General features: G+C 68.7%; 17 protein-coding genes and 2 pseudogenes. 11 read left to right on the top strand and 8 right to left on the bottom strand.

What is annotated here, in order from left to right:
- Positions 1-171 precede the first annotated feature (171 nt).
- The 3 genes and pseudogenes from ACFP1Z_RS32065 to ACFP1Z_RS32055 all read right to left on the bottom strand — a co-directional run.
- Positions 172-422: pseudogene (locus ACFP1Z_RS32065) on the bottom strand (hypothetical protein); the annotation flags it as partial.
- A gap of 21 nt (positions 423-443) precedes the next feature.
- On the bottom strand, positions 444-1,691 hold the full coding sequence (locus ACFP1Z_RS32060) for a helix-turn-helix domain-containing protein (RefSeq protein WP_390321289.1): 1,248 nt from the start codon (positions 1,689-1,691) through the stop codon (positions 444-446).
- Positions 1,688-2,008: a putative quinol monooxygenase gene (locus tag ACFP1Z_RS32055; RefSeq protein ID WP_390321288.1), complete on the bottom strand. Its 321-nt coding sequence runs from the start codon at positions 2,006-2,008 to the stop codon at positions 1,688-1,690. The genes ACFP1Z_RS32060 and ACFP1Z_RS32055 overlap by 4 nt, the downstream gene beginning before the upstream one ends.
- A gap of 387 nt (positions 2,009-2,395) precedes the next feature.
- On the opposite strand from ACFP1Z_RS32055, the gene ACFP1Z_RS32050 reads away from it, so the two are divergent.
- From ACFP1Z_RS32050 to ACFP1Z_RS32035, 4 genes are read left to right on the top strand one after another with little or no spacing between them, the layout of a single operon-like run.
- Positions 2,396-3,298, top strand: a complete 903-nt coding sequence (locus tag ACFP1Z_RS32050; protein ID WP_390321286.1) for a phosphotransferase — start codon at positions 2,396-2,398, stop codon at positions 3,296-3,298.
- A gap of 34 nt (positions 3,299-3,332) precedes the next feature.
- A complete protein-coding gene (locus tag ACFP1Z_RS32045) occupies positions 3,333-4,328 on the top strand; it encodes a nucleotidyltransferase domain-containing protein (RefSeq protein ID WP_390321285.1) in 996 nt (331 codons plus the stop codon).
- Between the two features lie 9 nt (positions 4,329-4,337).
- On the top strand, positions 4,338-5,012 hold the full coding sequence (locus ACFP1Z_RS32040; RefSeq protein ID WP_390321284.1) for a histidine phosphatase family protein: 675 nt from the start codon (positions 4,338-4,340) through the stop codon (positions 5,010-5,012).
- A 10-nt stretch (positions 5,013-5,022) separates the two neighbouring features.
- Complete coding sequence (locus ACFP1Z_RS32035; protein ID WP_390321282.1) at positions 5,023-6,144, top strand: hypothetical protein; 1,122 nt, start codon at positions 5,023-5,025, stop codon at positions 6,142-6,144.
- A 95-nt stretch (positions 6,145-6,239) separates the two neighbouring features.
- On the opposite strand, the gene ACFP1Z_RS32030 is transcribed toward ACFP1Z_RS32035, so the two are convergent.
- The gene (locus ACFP1Z_RS32030; protein WP_390321281.1) at positions 6,240-6,446 is read right to left on the bottom strand and encodes a type II toxin-antitoxin system HicB family antitoxin; all 207 of its coding nucleotides are present in this window, start codon (positions 6,444-6,446) and stop codon (positions 6,240-6,242) included.
- Positions 6,447-6,860: 414 nt separating this feature from the next.
- Between ACFP1Z_RS32030 and ACFP1Z_RS32025 the strand changes: the two genes are divergently transcribed.
- Positions 6,861-7,664, top strand: a complete 804-nt coding sequence (locus ACFP1Z_RS32025; RefSeq protein WP_390321280.1) for a hypothetical protein — start codon at positions 6,861-6,863, stop codon at positions 7,662-7,664.
- A gap of 62 nt (positions 7,665-7,726) precedes the next feature.
- Here the strand turns inward: ACFP1Z_RS32025 and ACFP1Z_RS32020 are convergent, their stop codons facing one another.
- The gene (locus ACFP1Z_RS32020) at positions 7,727-7,945 is read right to left on the bottom strand and encodes a DUF397 domain-containing protein (protein ID WP_390321279.1); all 219 of its coding nucleotides are present in this window, start codon (positions 7,943-7,945) and stop codon (positions 7,727-7,729) included.
- Positions 7,932-8,714 (bottom strand): helix-turn-helix domain-containing protein, encoded by a 783-nt coding sequence (locus ACFP1Z_RS32015; protein ID WP_390321278.1) that lies wholly within the window; start codon positions 8,712-8,714, stop codon positions 7,932-7,934. Before ACFP1Z_RS32015 ends, ACFP1Z_RS32020 begins: the two co-directional genes overlap by 14 nt.
- A gap of 240 nt (positions 8,715-8,954) precedes the next feature.
- Between ACFP1Z_RS32015 and ACFP1Z_RS32010 the strand changes: the two genes are divergently transcribed.
- Positions 8,955-9,893, top strand: a complete 939-nt coding sequence (locus ACFP1Z_RS32010; RefSeq protein WP_390321277.1) for a DUF6415 family natural product biosynthesis protein — start codon at positions 8,955-8,957, stop codon at positions 9,891-9,893.
- 20 nt (positions 9,894-9,913) lie between these two features.
- Here ACFP1Z_RS32010 and ACFP1Z_RS32005 read toward each other — a convergent pair whose 3' ends face one another.
- Entirely contained in the window at positions 9,914-10,813 is a 900-nt protein-coding gene (locus ACFP1Z_RS32005; RefSeq protein WP_390321276.1) for a LysR family transcriptional regulator, read from the bottom strand.
- Between the two features lie 95 nt (positions 10,814-10,908).
- Between ACFP1Z_RS32005 and ACFP1Z_RS32000 the strand changes: the two genes are divergently transcribed.
- From ACFP1Z_RS32000 to ACFP1Z_RS31990, 3 genes are all read left to right on the top strand, one after another.
- Positions 10,909-12,084 carry an MFS transporter gene (locus tag ACFP1Z_RS32000; protein WP_390321274.1) on the top strand — a complete coding sequence of 392 codons (1,176 nt, stop codon included), beginning with the start codon at positions 10,909-10,911 and terminating at the stop codon, positions 12,082-12,084.
- 201 nt (positions 12,085-12,285) lie between these two features.
- Positions 12,286-12,498 carry a DUF5133 domain-containing protein gene (locus ACFP1Z_RS31995; RefSeq protein WP_390321273.1) on the top strand — a complete coding sequence of 71 codons (213 nt, stop codon included), beginning with the start codon at positions 12,286-12,288 and terminating at the stop codon, positions 12,496-12,498.
- A 70-nt stretch (positions 12,499-12,568) separates the two neighbouring features.
- A complete protein-coding gene (locus ACFP1Z_RS31990; protein ID WP_390321271.1) occupies positions 12,569-12,976 on the top strand; it encodes an ATP-binding protein in 408 nt (135 codons plus the stop codon).
- A 266-nt stretch (positions 12,977-13,242) separates the two neighbouring features.
- On the opposite strand, the gene ACFP1Z_RS31985 is transcribed toward ACFP1Z_RS31990, so the two are convergent.
- Positions 13,243-14,100 carry an RNA polymerase sigma factor SigF gene (locus tag ACFP1Z_RS31985; RefSeq protein WP_390321327.1) on the bottom strand — a complete coding sequence of 286 codons (858 nt, stop codon included), beginning with the start codon at positions 14,098-14,100 and terminating at the stop codon, positions 13,243-13,245.
- Positions 14,101-14,356: 256 nt separating this feature from the next.
- Between ACFP1Z_RS31985 and ACFP1Z_RS31980 the strand changes: the two are divergent.
- Positions 14,357-14,728: pseudogene (locus tag ACFP1Z_RS31980) on the top strand (ArsR/SmtB family transcription factor); the annotation flags it as partial.
- A 115-nt stretch (positions 14,729-14,843) separates the two neighbouring features.
- A partial coding sequence (locus ACFP1Z_RS31975; RefSeq protein WP_390321269.1) for a P-type ATPase actuator domain-containing protein occupies positions 14,844-15,562 on the top strand: 719 nt, incomplete at its 3' end.

Here is a 15,562-nt window from a genome sequence, read left to right as displayed (position 1 = left end):
GCGGCGAAGGCCGCCGCAGTGATGACGGCAGCGGCGATGCGCCTGAGCACGGCGCCTCCGTGATCTCGGTCGGGTGGATGGCCCGCAGTACAGCACCCGGCGATCTACAAACGATCAACATGCGCCTTGCGGCAAGGCACCGAGACCTCCGTGACTACCGAAGGCAGCGGGTCAGTCGCGCGTCGCCCCTTCGGGCCAGAGGACGCGCACCGGTACGCCCTTGTTCTCGGCGTAGGCGACGACGTCGGCCGTCCCGCCGTAACCGCGGGCGGGCCGGCCGTCCCAGACGGCCAGGAGTCCAGGCCCGTGCGGTGCACGGCCGATGCCCGGCACAGCAGCTCGTCGTACGTCGGGTGGTGCCAGTCGGGCAGATCGGCGCGGTACTGCTCTGCGGGGAGCACGACCTCGCCCTCGTTCCCAGAGTCTGTGCAGATCAGGAGTGGTCACGGCAGAGCGTCAGCGCGCTCTGCCAGAGCCTTCAGCTCCGGGCCGGCGGCGCGTCCCGCGACCAGGACGAGTTCCCTGATCGCGTTCCGCGCGGCGACGTGTGTGTGGATCAACTCGGGGGACAGCGCCTCGGCTTGGAGCAGATACGCAAGAGCTTCACCGCTCTGACGCCGTTGCGCGTAGGCCCGTCCCATGTCCATGGCCAGTCGTGCTCGTCGCTCGACGGACAGAGCCGATGCGTCGATCTGCTGACCGACCTCGATGGCCTCACCGGCGTCACCGAGATCCACGGCGATGGACACGGCCTGGATCTCGGTGTTGGTGGGGCCGAACTCAAGGTTGAAGTCGTTCCGGTCGGCTGCGACCCGTTGCGCCGTTTCACGAGCGCGACCGATCTCCCCTCGCGCTTCGGCACGGTTACCGGCTCGGGCGTGGACGAGTGCCAGGACCAGATGCAGGGAGCCCAGGAGCGACAGCGCCTCGGCGCTGGGAACGGCGCTGTCGTCGGTGTGCTGACGCAGGGCGTTCACAGCCGTGGTGGCCGCGTGTTCTGCCTGGTCCAGACGCCGCAGGCGCACGAAGGCCTGCACGAGGCGGAAGATACTCGCGAAGACCTGCAAGGGCTCGCCGGACTTCTCTGCCGCCTGAATGGCGCGATCCGCGGCGATCCAGGCCGCGTCGGGCTCGTCCTGGCGGACGAATGCGGCAGACAGCGCTTGGTACGTCCGGCTCAGGAGCAACGAAAGTTCCGGACGCTCACGGTCAGGAGCGGTACGGACTACTCGCTCAAGGCGCGGGACCAGGGGACCGAGGGCAGCGCTGAGTTCGGCAAACCGATTCCCGTGCGTCAGCTCCCACGCCCGGTCGACAGCCGTTCGCAGTTCTGGAAGGTCGGCAGGCCTGCTCGCCGCCGTGTCGACGAGCAGCACCTCAGGCACCGGATGCCCAGAGATCACAAGTCGTGCCTGGTCGAGGTCGCTTGCATGCTCCGCCGACTCCGACCGAGGCGTGGGCAGCTCCGCCGGCGCATCCGGCCGTAACGTCCGGAGCGGGACGCCAAGCCCGTCTGCCAGCAGTCGCAGCACATCGAGGCGGTTCACCGGCTGGACGCCGCGCTCGACTTGGGACATCCAACTGGACGTACGGCCGATGGCCGCCGCCAACTCGTCCTGCTTCACCCCACGTTGCTTGCGCAGCTCGGCAACTCGGCTTCCGAACGCCTTGCGCTCCTCGGGGGTGCTCACATCGGCACCGGCCCCTTCCCCGCCTCGGCGGCGAGGAAGGTGACCTCAAGTCCGCTGAGGTACTGCTCCCGCTCGGCCAGAAATCGCTTGGTGTGCGGCTGCTGTTCGTGGGCGTCGAAGGCCGCCCGATCAGCGTACAGCTCGTAGAACACCCGGACGTTCGGCTGGTCCGGGACAGAGTGGACGACGTAGGCGAGCGTGCCCGCTTCACGCTCCCGGATCTCCGGCAGCGTGCGAGCGACCAGCTCGTCGAACCCGGCCGCTGCGGCCTCATCACGCAACTCGAAGCGGACAACCAGCCCAAAACCGCTGCTCATTGGGGCCTCCCCTTGGACTCGCACTCAGCTTGGCAGAAACACAGAGGTACTACTACTCACAGAATCAGTGGACTCGTAATTTTTCTGCGAGTACGGTCGTAGCGGGGCTGCTGTCCGGGCCTCGGAGGGTGCGTCTGCCAGAGACGCCGCCCCGCCCCATCTCTTGGAGAAGAGGTGCGATGGCCAGGTTCAAGGTCGACCCGTCGACGGCGTTCTCAGGCAACGCGGTCCCGCCCGCGCGGACACCGATGAGCGATCAGATCCCACCAGCCGGACAGTGACGGGGCTGGCCGCTCTTTCCCCCGGGAGCGGCCGACCCACCGCAGCACGTCCCGCCCACGGTCCCGCATGCACCGCGTGAACTCGGCAGTGCGAAAGGATGAGTGAATGAGCGACTGGGAATTCGTGAAGAACAGAACGGCCGCCCAAGGAGCAGTCTGGCGGTCTGCCGACGGCCTGCTCTACAAGCGGACCGGCGGAGTCGAACTGCGCGAGGAGGCCGACTTTCAGCGACTGGTCGCCGGCCTTGGCTACCCGGTGCCGGAGATCGTCGAGAGCGGACCCGAGGACAGCAACTACTACGTGGTCGAGCGCTCCCTCGGCACCGTGTCACTGCACGAGGAAGCACTCGCTGACGCCCAGCAGGACGGCCAGGTCAGCCACCAAGTGATCACTACTGCTGCAACGGTCTCGTCAAGGCTTCTCCAAGCCCAGGCCCGCCACCCCGTGCCCGCCTCGCCCTGGTTCGAGAAGGCGGCGTTCGCCGAGAACGTCTTCGAGGAGAACCCGGATTTCGACACTCCCCGAGTACACGACACGGTCAAGCAGGCCCTCGACAGACTGGCCCAGCTTCCCCTGGTACGCGGCCACTTGGACTACGGCCTGCCCAACCTCTTGGACGCCGGAGTCATCGATTGGCAGCACCACGGCCCGATCCCTCTCGGCTACGACGTCTACCCGGCCCTCGACATCGTGGCCTTCAAGGGCGGCGGCAAGGGCTACACCATCAGCGCCGAGCAGCGTTCCGCCTACACCGCTGCACTCGACGAGACCACCGCGTCCCTCATCGGACAAAGGGTGAGCGAGCACCTGGGCGACTTCCTGCTCGTCAAGTGCTTCTTCTTTCTCGCCCTCATGCGTCCGACGGACACCGCACGGCACGACAAGCACGTCAAGTGGCAGTACCGCCGCACCATCTTCACGATGGGACTTGATCAGTATGAGTCGTCCAACACGATCGACACCGGTACCTTCCCCACTCTGGAACGGTTCGCCGCTGAACACGGGTAGGCCCGTTCCCACCGTTCGTGACCGCGACTATCTGATGGACCACCACGGAATCGTCTTCAAGGTCATCGGTGACAGTCACCCTGGCAGCCACTTCCTCGGCTATGTGAAGTACCACCCCGACGTGAAGGGCGACCGACGGCTGTTCGGCCGGACCTACCGGCAGAACAGCGTGGTGTCCAAGTCCTTCGGCATCCTTGCCGACAGGCCGGAGTGCTACGTGTACTCCGACACTCTCGGCTGCGTCATCACCGGCATCCCGCGCGAGGATGTCTCAGTCCACTACTCCTGCCGCCAAGCTCTCATAGCCATACACGAAGAACCCGGCACCGTGGCCGACAACCAGGCAGGAAAGGACCTTCTGGCGATCACCGAGTGGATCACCGTGAACGGCGCGCAGGGCCTGATCGGGATCACGGGGTCTTTCCTTGTCGGCTGCTTCAACGAACGCTCGGACATCGACCTCGTCTGCTACGGCCCGGAGGGTTACGAGGCCGCCCAGGAACTGTTCAAGCAGACCGGTCTGATCCGGCCCTACGACGGAGACGACCTGACCCGGCTGTACATCCGGCGAGCCAAGTACATGGAGGGCAGCTCTTTCGACGCCCTCATCAAGCAGGAGCGCCGTAAGCTCCAGGGACTCACCGCGAGCGCCGGCGCGCACATCAACTGCGAGCCCATCCGCTCCGACCGCGACAAGACCTTCGCCCGTGTCTCCTCCAAGGAGATCGGAGAGGTCTCGCTCCTCGCGAGGATCACCGACCATGCCGAGGGCCTCACCACTCCGGCGGTGTACGGGATCAAGGTGAAGACCATCCTCAGCTCGACGATCGACGAGCCCGACTCCTTCGCCCGCAGGATCACCCACATGCGCTCGTACCTCGGCGCCTACACGGGCGCGTTCCGATCTGGAGACACCGTGCACCTGTCCGGCAAGCTCGTCCACACGCAGGACGGCGAACGCAGCGGCTTCGGCATCGAACTCACGCCGTGGACCGTCAGCAGTTCGTACGTCGCCAACTTGGCCGGGTAGAAACGCGCCATGGCCCTGCTCGTCATCCGCCATGCCGAGTCCATCGAGAACGCCGACAAGTACAACGGCTTTTACCAGGACCCCCGCCCCTACAGCGGAGCCGCCGCCCACTTCATCTCCCGCAGCATCGTCGGGCTGACGCCGCGAGGATTCCGGCAGGCGCTCTGGCTCGCTGGGGCTCTCCCAGCGGTAGCCGGGGCCGAGCCGCACGTCTACACCTCGACCTACCGAAGGGCGATCGACACCGCAGCGATCGCCCTGCCCAATCCTCCAGACGGCTGGCCCCGGCAGACCCCGCTCCTCGACGAACAGCACTACGGTGACGCCACATACATGACGAAGCGTGAGCTGTTCCATACCTATCCCGATCTCGCCGAGGATCGTCGCCTGCGGAAGCACATCTGGACTGCGCCGGGCGGTGGCGAGTCGCTGGCTGAGGGCGTTCGCACACGTGCTGCCGAGTTCGCCGAGCTGGCACGGGTTGAACTCCAGGCAGCGCGCACGGTCATCGCCTTCACCCACCAGACCACTGCCGTGGCACTCCGCTCCCTGCTCGAAGACAGAACACTTCCGGAAATCCTCGCCGAGGAACGGAAGGGCAAGATGCCCAATGCCGCGATCCTTCACTACGCATTACGAGACGGCCGGTTCACACGGACAGGAACGACCACCCCACCGATCTAGGAGGCAGCCGTTGCGGTACCTGTTCCTCAACGGACCTGTCCAAAACGGGCCGTTCACCCTCGAAGGCCGACCGGGCAAGGCTGTCGGCATCCGCCTCGCCGCTGCCCTGAACACCATCATCGGCTCGCCGCCCGCCCCCCACCTCTGGAACACCGTCACGCTCGCAGGAGACCTGCGCCATCGCGAAGGTCGCGATCATCGGGTCGCCCGCGAGAGGTTCGAGGCTGACCTCATAGCGGACAAGTACCCGGATCGTCGGTTACCACCGGCGGGCATCATGACCGACGCCGACCCAGAAGTGGCCGGCCTCGCGCTGGACATGATCGAAGAGAATCTTCGCGCGGGCGTGCTGGTGATCAGCGAGGAGACCGTTCCCACCTGCCAGACCTGCGGTCATCTAACAGGCGGGGGCAGCCACCCCTGCAACTCCTGCGGTGGCACCGACATCAGGGATCGTCGGCGGCTCCACCTCGTCGCCGAGCTCGCGAAGGACCGCCCCGTCCTCGACCGCGACGACATCCATGCCAGCCACCACCAGCAGCCCAAGCATCTGCGGAACACCGCGAGCAATGTCCCGCGGCGGCTGATTCTTTCCCGGACTCGCGACCACGGTGTTGATCTCTCGCCGTTCGGTCTCAGTGGGCTGGTCCTCGACCCCCGCGCCGGAATCCACGCCACGGTCATCACTGCCGCCCGAAGGCTTCAGGCGGACAGGGCCGTCATAACCATCACCCAGAACGCGGCCAGCCACATCGCTGCACACGGTCAGCACTTCCGCGCGCACCGGGGGGTAAAGCTCCAGTACGCCCTGCATGGCCATCTCCCCTACGACCAGGCAGGGAGCCTCGGCGCGACATATGACGCCTTCAGAGCCACCGAGTTGATGAGGGAGAGGTTCGAGACATGGTTCCTCCCGCTCTTCTCCCTCAAGGCAAAGGGCCGAACAGAGCCTGAGCAGCTACCCGCGCTCTTCAAGTACTTCCGACGAGCAGCCCTCGCTCTCCCCTCCACGCCGGACATAGGCACCATCCACGCGGTACGGCAAGCCGTCCTCGTCGGCAATACCGAGTGGATCACCAGCAAGCCGCGTCTGGCTGCTGTGATGGCCACGCAGCACAGTCCACTCGGCTGATGGGGTGGGCGCCAAAGCACAGGGCCTTGATGAAGTCACTACTGCTGATCTGGGAAAGTGGCGGCCTCACAAGACCTTCACGCTGACCGAACCGGTCACGGCATGGGCTGCGGCGTCGATGCGTGGCGCGCGTCCGCATCATCCGCGACTTCGGCGAAGTACAGTTCCAGCGCTTCCGTGATCATTTCCCGGGCTTGGTCGAGCGTCTGTCCCCAACTTGTTGTGCCGCTTACCGGTTCCAGTGCGTTGTAGCCACCTTCGTCAGGCGTGTAGACGATCTGGAAGCACACCCCGTCACTCATGGCAACGAGCCTACGCGCGGGCGTCCCACAGGCCCTTGAACCTCCATTAGCCGCGCCCGACCCATGTGCCGTAGCAGGTCTTGCAGTTGGCGCAATCCGTGGCGGTGCGGACCCTGCCGCTCCTCACATGGCAGTCGGCGCCCCAGCCACGACTGGAACACCTGTCGGTAACGAGGGCGCGACCGTGCGCCACGGACGGCCGTGACAGGACGTCAGAATTCAGCGGCAGACAGCCCAACTTGATCCGTATATTACTTTTGCTTTGTCGGAACTTTATGGCAGAGTGTCCGGCCAAGGCGGCCGAATCGGCTTCACAAGCCGCTGAAGCTGCTGAGTGTGCGAGTGCGGCCACTCATGGGGATGCTGTGGCCGCACTCGCTAGTGAACATCAAATTCAACTAGTAGGAGTGTGACATGCTCCGTCGTCATAACGCAAGGTTGCTCGCCGCCGTCGGTGGTGGTGCGTTCGTTCTGCCGCTGCTGGCGAGTTCTCCGGCCGCCGCGGCGTCGCCGACCATCGTGTTCAACGCGCAGGCACCGCAGTACGCCGCCAAGATCAGCGAGCTCATGAAGTCCTTCTGCGACCCCTCGGGTGCACTCGACATCCGCCCTCGTGAGACCTGGGGCAGGAAGACACTGGAAATCACGCCGAACCCGCGGAAGTTCGACACGAACGTGTTCCCGATGCGCAGCGCCGTCTGCGAGGTCGAAGTGCTCGGGAACAAGAAGCTCAATCCGCTCGTGGTCAAGGACCAGTGGCGGAAGCTCTTCGAGCAGACCAACCGGGGTTCCACCGAGTCCACCGTGGTGAGCAACGAATCCGTGATGAACTCCAGGACGCTCGGTTTCACCTTCGGTCTGTCGGGCGACAAGACCTGGCCCGGGACTCCCGTCGACGCCGTGACGAGCCCTGTCAAGGCCGCGCTGACCGCCGCCTTCAACTACCAGGAGGTCACGCAGACCACCAAGACGAAGGAAGTCCGCCATCCCGTCGCCCCCGGCACCCGTTCCACTGTGTATCAGGTGCCGGATGTCACCGAGTACGCGCTTCAGGTCAGGATCGTCGCCACGCCCATGAAGGGAGTCGTGGGGCCGGGCAACCTCGACGTCAACTCCGACGGCAATTTCCGGTACCGCGTCGACAACCTGATAACACGGGACATCAAGTTCGACGCGAACAGTCCCGTCTATGAGGTGATCGAGCAGAAGCTGAGGTAATCGGCCGACGGACTGCCGGTGGTCAAGGAATTCGTGGTGCGGCCACCGGCAGTTCGCGCCGTTCACGCAGGCAGACGGCCGTCGGTGGCGGCAACAGCCGTGACGAACGTGGTCCAGGCTCGGCGCGGTACGACGACCGGTATGCGGTCGTGGGCCTTGGAGTCGCGGACCGGTATGCGGTCGGGGTACTCCTCCGTGATCTCGACGCAGCCGCCGCTGCTCTGGCTGTAGGTGCTCTTGCGCCAGGAGGCCCTGGACAGATCAGGCTCAGTGGTGAGCATCGGGGTACATCTCCCTAATGGCCTTGCGAATCAGGACCCTTGACGCCTCAGCATCCAACGCTCTGGCGTGCAGCAGATCATAGATGGTGACGTACTCGTCCACGGCCGGCGGCTTGGTGACAAGAATGCCGCGAACCCCGGCGGACACGTACACAGCAGGACCCTCTCCCCGGCGATCCATGAGACTGAACTCGCCGAGTTGTTGGATGAGTTGAGCATCCCTGGAGAAGGGTGCGATCCGAAGGTCGATCCCCGGCCTTCGCGAAGCATCGATCAAATCCAGCAGCTGGCTCCTCATGACCGCCAGGCCACCGATCACAGCGTGGAGGGCGGCCTCGCCGAGAACCACGGACAAGGAAGGCGGATCCGGCCGCTTCAGGATTTCGTGTCGCAGCGCTCGATACTTGAGCTTCTCCTCGACGTCCCCTCCGAGGTACGAAATGTTCTGCTCGATGATCGCGCGTTCATACGCGGGATTCTGTAGGAGGGCAGGAACGAGTCCGCCAACGTGGCGAATCCGTACCGCCCGTTGCTCAATCTTGAATACGCGCTGGATCAACCGGGCGTCAGGGTTGTCGTCCAGCTCCTCCCGCATCCTCCGGATCCGCCCCCCCGCCCCCAGCGCACCGTCGATGAGAGCAGCGGTCTCCCGCAAAGGAATATGCGCCCCACTCTCGAAATGGGAGATCGCGAATTTCGTCAGAGCAACCGCCTTGCCCAGCTGGCCCTGCGTCCACCGCTTGCGGACCCGGTACTCCTTGATGGTCAACCCGAGCTTGGCTACACGCGCCTGGTAGGGGTCATTCGGCTTTGGGGCAGGCATGGTTGTATCCCCCAGTTGACTCTGTGGTCCCGCAACCTTTCGGTGGGGCTGAGCATAGGGGTGTTGTCAGATACTGGTTGCCGGAACGAGAAGCGTCAACTCCGCTCGGGTGACGCTACGTTCGAACATTCCGTTTGATGCCCGATCCGCGGCGCTCCACACCTGCCCCAAGGAGACCGACCCACCATGCCCGTCCTCTGCCCCGGCACCGCCATGACCTTTGGAGGAGGCCCCATCCCGCCGCCGCACGCCCGCTCTCCCGAGGACGAGCCCGCGTTCCTGGAGTCCGTAAAGGCCGTCCTCATGGCCCATCCGGCGCCGACGGCGGAGCAGTTGACCGAGTCGACGAACGCTCTCCGCCGGTATATCAGAAGGTACGCGCCCGCGCTGAAAGCCCTCGCAGTAACCCTGCGCGCGGACGATCCGCGTCGCGCGCTCGCCGGACGCGTCGCCGACGGAGGGTTCTACCGGGCGGCGCAGCAGGACGGCCCGGGCAGTGGGCTGATGAGTGCGCGGGACTACTGCCGGCTGCTGCTCCGGGCCGCGTACGACATCCGCGATCACTACGAGAAGCTGCACCTGGGAAAGGAAGCACCGTTGGACGTCGACCCCATCAATCCCCCACCGCTGCGCGCCACCGCCCTGGCGCTGATCCTGCGCCCCGCCGAAGGCGACGGCACCCACGAACCGCACGTGCTCATGGTGGGCCCCGACTGCGCGGGGGAGACCGGCCGGAACTTCCGGCTGCCCGGCGGGGCGATGCGCGAGGGAGAGGCCCCGTCGCACGCGATGGTGCGGGAAGTCCGGGAGGAGACGGGGCTGGACGTGGCTCCGGCGCGGATGCTCGTACACGACTGGGTACCGGCCACCGGGACCGCGCCCGCCGGTATCAGCCTGGTGTACGCGGTCGCCCCGCTCCCCGGCGAACCGGAGGTCAAGCTGCCGCTCCCGGCCCCGGAGCGGAATGCGGAACTCCTCAGTTACAAATGGGTTGTTGTCGACGAACTCGACGACTACTGCATGCCGCACCAGGCGAGACGAGTCCGCGCCGCGCTCGCGGCCCTGCGCAACGGTGACGTCGCCGAGCTGCACCACGGAGTGTCGGCGTACGCGGCGGCCGCGTAGCGAACGGACCGGCCCGGGCCTCACACCACCACGGCCTCCCCCACCACCCGGGCGAACTCCCGTACCCGCTCCGTCTCCCCCGCCCTCCGCCACACCAGCCCCAGCGCGGAGTCCGGCAGTCCGGTCACCGGGACGAACGCGACGTCCCGGCGGGCGGCGTGGTAGTCGGCCGTCGAACGGCACAGCAGCATGGCCGCCCGGTTCGCGGCGGTGGCGGTGATGCCTTCTTGCAGGGTGGTCACCACCGGGCCGGGCGGGACCGGGCGGCCGGCCGGGGTGCGGGTCGGGGCTTGGGCCTCGCGCCAGTAGGGCGGGGCTTCCACGGACGGTGCGACCAGGGGACAGGAAGCCAGCTCCTCGGCGCTCAACTCCGCCCGCCTGGCGAGGACATGGCGTACGGACACCGCCAGCGTCTGCCGCTGCCGTGAGAAGACCGGCCCCAGGACCAGGTCCGGCTCGCGGACCGGCAGCAGCACCACCGCCGCGTCCACTTCACCACCTCGCACCGCGCCGAACGGATCCCCCAGCGGGATCTCCACGAGGTCCACGGCACACGCGGGATGCGCACTCTGAAACGTGTCGACGGCGCGCATCAGGGCCCCGTTCGCCGTGCCCTGGAAGCCGACGCGCAGCACGCCTTCGACGCCCCGGGCCGCGTCCCGCGCGTCCGCCACCGCCTGCGCCAACGCCGCGTAGGACGGCCGTAGTTGCGTCAGGAAACGTTCGCCGAGCGGGGTCAGGGCCACCCGGCGGCTCGTACGGTCGACCAGCCGTGCCCCGATCCGGCCCTCCAGCGAGCGCAGCAGCTGGCTGACCCGGCTCTGCGACACGTACAGCCGGTCCCCGGTGCGGCCGAAGTGCAGTTCCTCGGCCAGGGCCAGGAAGCATTCCAGCTCCCGCAGGTCGAGTCCCCCGTCCACGCTGCTCTTCCCTCCCACTGATCGATGAGTCCTGCTTATCGAATGCTGAGTGATCCGTCGTTGTTCCCGGGCGCGAAGCCCCGAAGGCTGGGGTCATGACGAAATCGGAGTGGGACAGCAGGGGTTGGGGCGCGGTGGTCGCCGTCGCGGCCGGGACGTTCTCCGTCGTGACGACGGAAATGATGCCGGTGGGACTGCTCACGCCCATCGGGGCCGACCTCGGGGCCTCCGACGGGACGGCCGGGCTGACGATGACCGTACCGGGCGTGGTGGCGGCCGTCGCGGCGCCCGTCGTCACCGCGGCGGCCCGGCGGCTGGACCGGCGGAAGCTGCTCGTGGGGCTGATGGTGCTGCTCGCGGCGGCCAACGCGGGGGCTGCGGCCGCGACGGACATCGGGGTGCTCGTGGGGCTGCGGGTGCTGGTGGGGGTGTGCATCGGTGGGGTGTGGGCGGTCGCGGCCGGGCTGGCCGTACGGCTCGTGGCGGCGCGGTCCGTCGGGGCCGCCACGTCGCTGATCTTCAGCGGGGTCGCGGTGGCCTCCGTCGTGGGCGTACCCGCCGGAACGCTCCTGGGCGGGCTGGGCAGTTGGCGCACCGCGTTCGTGGCGATGAGCGCGGTCGCGCTCGCCGTGGCGGTGGCGCTCGCGCTCCTGCTGCCGCCGCTGCGGGCCGAGCACGCCGTGCGCCTGGCCGACCTCGGCTCGTTGCTGCGCGGGTCGCGGATACGGGTGGGGCTGGTGGTGATCGCGTTGCTGGTGACCGGGCACTTCACGGGCTACACGTTCGTACGGCCCGTACTGGAGCAGGTGCCCGGCCTGGGCGCGGGCGCGATCAGCGCGCTGCTGCTCGGGTACGGGGCCGCGGGCGTCGCCGGCAACTTCCTCGCGGGCAGCGCCGCCGCGCGCGACCCGCGCCGCACGCTGCTGGTGATCTGCGCGGCACTGGCCGTGATCATCCCGGCGGCACCGCTGCTCGCGGGCGGCCCGACGGGGGCGGTGGTGCTGCTGCTCGCGTGGGGGCTCGCGTACGGGGGTGTGTCGGTCAGTACGCAGAACTGGCTGATGGCAGCGGCCCCGCAGGCCCGCGAGGCGGCGTCGGCGCTGTACGTCTCGGCGTTCAACGCCGCGATCTCCCTGGGCTCGCTGCTGGGCGGGCGCGCGGTGGACTCGGTGTCGCTGGAGGGCGCGATGTGGCTGGGCGGGGCGCTCGCACTGGGCGCACTGGTGGCGCTCGCGGCGGGCCGTGGGGGGCGGGGGCGCGGGCTGGCGTGAGCGGGTGCGCGTGCCGCCGCGCGTAGCGCCCCCCGAGCCGTACGGCCTACACACCCTCACCCCCACACGTGACGAACTCCCCCAGCAACCCCGTCAGTTCGCCCACTCCGGCTCCCGGTCGTGGTCCCATGGGGCAGCCCCCCGCACGGTACCGCCCGAACCACCCCTCACGCCTCACCTCATCCCACCGAGGAGCCTTCGATGCTCATGCCCCACCCCTCCGTGCTGCGTTCCCTGCTGGAGCGGTACACCGAGCTCGCCGCCGCCGATCCTTCCGACGCCCTCGTGCGGCGGCAGACCGAGGACACCGCGTACACGCTGTGCGTGACGACCGGCACCCGGGACATCGCCGAAGCGCTCGTCGCCGCGCACCGGCAGCTCGGCCGGGTCCGGGAGATGACGACGGCCGCCTGAGCGCGCCGCCGTTCACGGCTCACCGGGATTTTCCGGACATGAGCCGTCGGACGCTGGGTATGCGCGCGGCATGGTCGTCATCGAATCCCCCGACGGGGACGCCGCCCGGGCCCGCCGGGCGACGGCGGAGTTCCTGGCCCGGCACTGCCCGTGGGCCGATCTCGACGCCGTCGTGCTCGTGGTCTCCGAGCTGGTCACCAATGCCGTCCGGCATACGGGCGGCTGGTGGCGGCTGTGCGTACGCGCCGCGCGGGGGCGGCTCGTCGTGGAGATCGCGGACGCCAGCCCCCGGCCGCCCGCCCCACGCGAACCGGACCTCACCGGGGGCGGCGGGCTCGGCTGGCACATGGTCGAACGGCTCGCGGGCCGGCTGGAGGTCGACCGGCGGCCGGGCGGCAAGACGGTACGCGCCACGTGGCTGCGACCGCCGGCAGCGGAGGCAACGGGCCCGGGCCCGGCGTTCGTACCGACGAGCTGACGGTCCGGTCACCGGCCGGAACCGCCGGAACGCCGCGCGGCAGCGCATCCGCGCCGGGCAGCCGGGGAGGGCGGACCAGCCGCACGGCTCCGCCGGCACCGGCTTCCCGCAACCGCGCCACCCGGACGAGCCTCGCCGCGACCAGCGACCGAGGACGCCGGAGCAGCCGTACGGCTCCCGCCGGCACCGGCCGCGTCACCGCGTAACACCGCGCACGCGCGCACCCCTGTCGCTCCTGTCGTGAACGTCCCGGTGACCGCCCTCCCTCATGAGTGCCCCAGCAGCCCCGCCCGCAGTCGCGCGATGATCCTGGCCAGCAGGCGTGACACATGCATCTGCGAGACCCCCAGCGCCGCCCCGATCTCCGACTGTGTCATCTCGCCCCCGAAGCGCATCCGCAGGATCTGCCGGTCGCGTTCGCTGAGTTCGGCGACCAGGGGGCGCAGCGCGTGCAGGTTCTCCACGCCTTCCAGGGCCGGGTCGAGTTCGCCGATGCGCTCGGCGTAGCTCGCGCCGCCCGACTCGTCGCCCTCGTCGACGGGCACGTCGAGCGAGCCGGCGGTGTAGCCGTTGCCCGCGACGATGCCCTCCATCACTTCCTCCCGGCTGATGCCGAGGTACTCGGCGAGCTCGGCGGGGGTGGGCGCGTGGTCGAGGCGCTGCGAGAGTTCGGCGGTGGCCTTGGCGAGTTCGACGCGCAGCTCCTGCAGCCGCCGGGGCACGTGCACCGCCCAGCTGGTGTCCCGGAAGTGCCGTTTGATCTCGCCGACGATGTACGGCACGGCGAAGGTCGTGAACTCGACCTCGCGCGAGAGGTCGAACCGGTCGATGGCCTTGATCAGCCCGATCGTGCCGACCTGGACGATGTCCTCCATCTGTTCGGCGCGGCCCCGGAAGCGGCCGGCCGCGAACCGCACGAGTGAGAGGTTGATCTCGATGAGGGTGTTGCGCGCGTACTGGTACTCGTGCGTGCCCTCCTCCAGGTCCCGGAGCCGGTCGAAGAAGAGCCGGGACAGTTCGCGGGCGTCGCGCGGTGCCACGGCGGAGGCGTCCTCGATGTGCGGCAGGCCGGGACCGGCCTCCACCTCCCCTACGGTCTCATATATATCGGCAATACCCGACATTTCAGTCATATCGACCATATCGACCGCATCAGCGGTAGCCGCACCCCTCACGCTCGTCACGTCGTCCTCCCCAGGTCGTGGTGGCCTCCGCGCGCGCCTACCCGGGGATCCGGTGGGCATGCCTCCGCTTCCACTCCGCGCAAGGACCGGCCACGAGCCGTTCGCCCCGTGCATGTCAGCCCGGGGCCGCCCGGCGGGCGTTGCCTAGACTGGTCGTGCCGGGCGCACGCAAGCCCGAGCGGGACAGGAGAGCGCAGTGGCCGCAGGTGTCGAGAACGCGGAGAAACTCGCCGGCTTCGCAGGGAGCTTCGGCGAGGACTTCGACGACCCCTCGGCCGAGGTACTGGCCGAGGCGGCCGCCGCCTTCGGACTGCTCGCCTCCCCGGCCCGGCTCCATCTGATGTGGGCGCTCGCACAGGGCGAGAGCGATGTCAGCGGACTCGCCGAGCGGGTCGGCGGAGCGCTGCCCGCGATCAGCCAGCACCTGGCCAAGCTGAAACTCGCGGGGCTGGTGCGGTCCCGGCGCGAAGGGCGCCGCATGGTGTACCTGGTGGACGACCCCGACGTGGTCACGATCGTCCGGCTGATGGTCGGTCAGCTCGCGGACCGCGCGGCCGGGGGCGCCCCGGAGGCCCGTACGGCCACGGTCGCCGCCGGCGGCTCCGGCGTCGGCAGCTCCGGCCCCGGCACGCGTGCCGGGGCACGGACCCGTTCCCGTACGGCCGCCGCGCCCGGACGCCTCCGTGGTCTGGGCGCCTGAGGGCCCCGCCCCGCGCCAGGAGACGCCGCGCACGGCCCTGGAGGTCCTGCGCGCCCTGGAGTGCGGGCCGGGCGGGCTGACCGAAACCGAGGCCGAGGAGCGGCTCGCGCGCTGCGGCGAGAACGTCCTGCCGCAGCGGCGGCCCACGCCCTGGCCGCGCCGCTTCGCGCGCAGCCTGCGGGATCCGTTCACCGTGGTACTCACCGGACTCGGCCTGGTCTCCGCCGGACTGGCCTCCTGGGGCACGGCCGCCGTGATCGCCGTACTGGTCGTCGTCAGCTGCGTACTGCGCTCGACGGGCGAGCACCGGGCGGACCGGGCCGTGGCCGCTTTGCGGGAGTTGATTCCGGCTACGGCCACGGTGCGGCGGCGGCCGGCGCCGGGCGGCTCGGCGACTCCCCGGGAGGTTCCGGTGGAGGAGCTCGTTCCCGGTGACGTTGTGCTGCTTGCGCCGGGGGATCTTGTGCCGGCTGATGTGCGGTTGTTGCGGGCGCGGGGGTTGACGGTGCGGGAGGCTTCGCTGACGGGGGAGTCGGTTCCCGTGGCGAAGCGGGTGGCGGGGGCAGGGGGCGGTGTCGGGTGCGGGTCCGTGGCGCCTGCGGCGGGCTTGTCCCCCAGCCCCGCCCCTTCCCGAAACTGGGGCTCCGCCCCAGACCCCGGTCCTCAATCGCCGGACGGGCTTGATTTTCAAGCCCGTCCGGC

The organism is Streptomyces gamaensis, from assembly GCF_042656465.1.
Classification (GTDB): domain Bacteria; phylum Actinomycetota; class Actinomycetes; order Streptomycetales; family Streptomycetaceae; genus Streptomyces; species Streptomyces gamaensis.
This window is presented reverse-complemented; position numbering and strand designations above follow the sequence as displayed.

What these genes read in the sequence shown, in the direction of transcription:
- ACFP1Z_RS31990 (WP_390321271.1), top strand. Translation starts at nt 12,569, where the DNA reads ATGGTCGTCATCGAATCCCCCGACGGGGACGCCGCCCGGGCCCGCCGG.
- ACFP1Z_RS31985 (WP_390321327.1), bottom strand. Translation starts at nt 14,100, where the DNA reads ATGTCGGGTATTGCCGATATATATGAGACCGTAGGGGAGGTGGAGGCC.
- ACFP1Z_RS32000 (WP_390321274.1), top strand. Translation starts at nt 10,909, where the DNA reads ATGACGAAATCGGAGTGGGACAGCAGGGGTTGGGGCGCGGTGGTCGCC.
- ACFP1Z_RS32055 (WP_390321288.1), bottom strand. Translation starts at nt 2,008, where the DNA reads ATGAGCAGCGGTTTTGGGCTGGTTGTCCGCTTCGAGTTGCGTGATGAG.
- ACFP1Z_RS32025 (WP_390321280.1), top strand. Translation starts at nt 6,861, where the DNA reads ATGCTCCGTCGTCATAACGCAAGGTTGCTCGCCGCCGTCGGTGGTGGT.
- ACFP1Z_RS31995 (WP_390321273.1), top strand. Translation starts at nt 12,286, where the DNA reads ATGCTCATGCCCCACCCCTCCGTGCTGCGTTCCCTGCTGGAGCGGTAC.
- ACFP1Z_RS32045 (WP_390321285.1), top strand. Translation starts at nt 3,333, where the DNA reads ATGGACCACCACGGAATCGTCTTCAAGGTCATCGGTGACAGTCACCCT.
- ACFP1Z_RS32050 (WP_390321286.1), top strand. Translation starts at nt 2,396, where the DNA reads ATGAGCGACTGGGAATTCGTGAAGAACAGAACGGCCGCCCAAGGAGCA.
- ACFP1Z_RS32040 (WP_390321284.1), top strand. Translation starts at nt 4,338, where the DNA reads ATGGCCCTGCTCGTCATCCGCCATGCCGAGTCCATCGAGAACGCCGAC.
- ACFP1Z_RS32020 (WP_390321279.1), bottom strand. Translation starts at nt 7,945, where the DNA reads ATGCTCACCACTGAGCCTGATCTGTCCAGGGCCTCCTGGCGCAAGAGC.
- ACFP1Z_RS32010 (WP_390321277.1), top strand. Translation starts at nt 8,955, where the DNA reads ATGCCCGTCCTCTGCCCCGGCACCGCCATGACCTTTGGAGGAGGCCCC.
- ACFP1Z_RS32030 (WP_390321281.1), bottom strand. Translation starts at nt 6,446, where the DNA reads ATGAGTGACGGGGTGTGCTTCCAGATCGTCTACACGCCTGACGAAGGT.